This window comes from Bacteroides sp. An279, assembly GCF_002159615.1.
Taxonomy (GTDB): Bacteria; Bacteroidota; Bacteroidia; order Bacteroidales; family Bacteroidaceae; genus Phocaeicola; species Phocaeicola intestinalis.
The window spans coordinates 1-2,043 of the sequence record NZ_NFJA01000187.1 but is presented as its reverse complement, the minus strand read 5'-3'; the positions used below and the strand labels follow the sequence as shown (position 1 = coordinate 2,043).

At 43.5% G+C, this 2,043-nt stretch carries 3 protein-coding genes; 1 reads left to right on the top strand and 2 read right to left on the bottom strand.

Annotated features, from left to right (window positions below; all coding sequences use genetic code 11):
* Positions 1-22 precede the first annotated feature (22 nt).
* Positions 23-205, top strand: a complete 183-nt coding sequence (locus tag B5F78_RS17480; protein ID WP_162608591.1) for a hypothetical protein — start codon at positions 23-25, stop codon at positions 203-205.
* 59 nt (positions 206-264) lie between these two features.
* Here B5F78_RS17480 and B5F78_RS16500 read toward each other — a convergent pair whose 3' ends face one another.
* Complete coding sequence (locus B5F78_RS16500) at positions 265-1,065, bottom strand: N-acetylmuramoyl-L-alanine amidase family protein (protein WP_087207787.1); 801 nt, start codon at positions 1,063-1,065, stop codon at positions 265-267.
* Positions 1,062-1,604, bottom strand: coding sequence for a TlpA family protein disulfide reductase (locus B5F78_RS16495; RefSeq protein WP_087207785.1), 543 nt, complete (start codon positions 1,602-1,604; stop codon positions 1,062-1,064). Before B5F78_RS16495 ends, B5F78_RS16500 begins: the two co-directional genes overlap by 4 nt.
* Positions 1,605-2,043 lie beyond the last annotated feature (439 nt).

Sequence of the window (2,043 nt, the reverse complement as noted above, 5' to 3'; positions counted from 1 at the left end):
GCTGTTTTGAATTTATCGTGCGATGATTTGGGATGAGTTTTTGAGGCATTTTCGCTTCTGTGATGAGGAAGATAGCGGGCTATCTGACGAAGAACAGAAGCGGAAAGGAGCAAAAAATCGCCCAAAGCACACACGAAAACGAACACATCAAGCCAAGAAAAACTTTTTGGAGAAATTCAAAACAGCTTCTTACTATAACTTCTAACCGGAGTGCTGGCTCTTGTGAAACATAATTGCTTGCAACTCCTGATTAGCGCCTGCTGATTATTTCTTATAATCTTTTACAATAGCATCGGTAATCCAGTTGGCTAAAGCTTGACGGTTATCGGGAATAACCAGACGTTTTTGGTCTTGTGCGTTTTGGATATTTCCCAATTCCAGAAAGACAGCGTAAGGAATAGTATTACGCAATACAAACAAATCACGTGCACTTACCGTCCCCTCAAAGCCACGATTGGGTTGATGACGATCGTATTTTGCCTTGAACGTTTTGTGCAACTGAGTAGCAAGTCGTTTTCCATATTTACTTTGGGGGGCATGATAAAAATATACATCGGTCTGCTTGCCACGGCTCCTGCTGTCAACATGAATGAATATCGCTCGTTTGTATTTGCTTTTATCCTTGCGGTAAAGCCGGTTGATGGCGTCGCAACGTTGTTGTAACCGTGCTACCTGCTTTAGTGGAATGGGTCTTCCCATACATGTTTCACGCTTGCTATTTTTCAGGATCGTTGTGTTGCGGATGCCGTCTTTGGCATCCTGGATGATGAAATGCACTTTTGCGCCCCGTTTTAGTAATTCGCGTCCCAGCCGTAAAATGATGTCATAAGCATACTCGTCTTCATGCAGTTCCTTGCCTTGATACTTACCGATGCATCCCGGATCAGGTCCTCCGTGTCCGCTTACCAAATAAAAGGTAGCTCCCTTCAAACTGTTGGACGTAACTTGATAAGTGGCATTAGCTTTTCCGAACAAGGGCTCGCGCCGGGTATTTTTCTTTTGGGCATAAGCAGGTGCGAGCAACAGCAGGCACAATGCTACAAGTGTCAGTCGCAAACGGTTCATTTCAGCAATTCATCTATTTTATTGCACAATGACGCAAACTCGTCTTCGTTGTAGAGGCGGGTCATCAACACAATCTTGCCCGTCTGGTCAATCAGCACGTTACGGGTAATGCCAGCACTACGCTCTGCGTAAAGCGCAAAAATATTGGCATCCGGATCAAGCCCCATTGGATAAGTTACTTGGGTCTGTTCCACGAAAGCTTTCACTTTATCTAGCGGTTCGTCTCGGTCAATGCCATACAGTGCGAATGTGTCGTTGTCCTTGTGCTTCTGCCAGATGTCACGCTCAATGAAAGGCATTTCCTTGCGGCATACGCCGCACCAACTTGCAGTGAACTGAAGCATCACCACTTTGCCGCGTAAATCAGAAAGTTTTACTTGGCTGCCGTCAGTGAGCATCATTTCAAAATCGGGTGCTACATCTCCTACCTTTACTATATATCCATTGGAATCGGGCATAGGTTGCTGCGCGTGTAAAGCTGGAACTATTCTCAGCATAAGGATACAGCCTAAAAGCATCGATAAAAACAGTTTTTTCATACACATCATCTTTAGTCACTAGGCAAAGATAATGCAAAAAAGCGAGACACCGAGCAAATCAGGGAAATATAATGAAGAATAATCACGGTTTTTTTCTCTTTTGTAACCAAGTAATGCAAGTAATGAACTTTGTTTGGGATTGTTAGTATTAGCTTGGTTCGTCTCATATCGTGTGCACATCGTGTCACAATGGATACAACGGCATCTTCTATATCTATCGAAAAGGACTCCGAGAATGATGGTTATCTCGTTGAATTTGTTCGTCAGACAGCCTGCTATCTTTTTCATAAAATCAGAAAAACGTCCACGAAAATAATTCTCAATACATGATTGAGAAGCTGTTTTGAATTTATCGTGCGATGATTTGGGATGAGTTTTTGAGGCATTTTCGCTTCTGTGATGAGGAAGATAGCGGGCTATCTGACGAAGAACAGGAGCG